The sequence below is a fragment of the Liquorilactobacillus sicerae genome (genome assembly GCF_029916425.1).
Taxonomy (GTDB): Bacteria; Bacillota; Bacilli; order Lactobacillales; family Lactobacillaceae; genus Liquorilactobacillus; species Liquorilactobacillus sicerae.
Genome location: NZ_JAHAVQ010000086.1, coordinates 1 through 648, shown reverse-complemented (window position 1 = coordinate 648; position 648 = coordinate 1). Strand labels below are relative to the sequence as shown.

General features: G+C 37.0%; 1 protein-coding gene. It reads left to right on the top strand.

Annotated elements, in window-relative coordinates:
* Positions 1-207: 207 nt before the first annotated feature.
* The coding region (locus KH893_RS11355; protein WP_281166220.1) for an MFS transporter at positions 208-648 on the top strand (441 nt) is incomplete at its 3' end.

Genomic DNA, 648 nt, shown 5'->3' with positions numbered 1-648 from the left:
ACCTCTGTAATAGTTAAATCTTTATAGCCAACTTTATTTAATTGCTCCCAAGCTGCAGTTAGAATCGCATTTTCTAATTTCTCACCCCGACGACGTGTCTGCTTTTCTGTTTCCATCTGAAAACTCCTCCTTGTATTTATAGAAACGATGAGTTATTATTTAAGGGACTTAGGTCCCTTAAATAATAAAGTAAGTGAGGTTGTACTAGTGAACAAAGAAAATAATCGTCACGAGATTGTCAAAATTGCCTTTATCTTAATATTAGGCGCTATCGCACCAATGCTTGACACAACTATGACTAACGTAGCAATTAACACCATTATGAATGATTTAAACAGTTCTGTCGACATCGTCCAATGGGTAACGACCGGCTATATACTTTCCCTTGGTATTACTGTTCTTTTTACGGGTTGGGCTGCAGATAGATTCAGTGGAAAAAATCTTTATATAGCCGGTATTATTTTGTTTTTAATCGGTTCGATATTTTCCGGAATTGCTTCAAATATCGATATTTTAATTATTGGTCGACTAATTCAAGGCGCCGGGTCAGGAATAGTTGTTTCTTTGTTATCAACATTGATTGTTCGCGCGGCTGGTGGGAAAAATCTTGGAAGTTTGATGGCTATTGTAGGTTTGCCTGCCGTATTA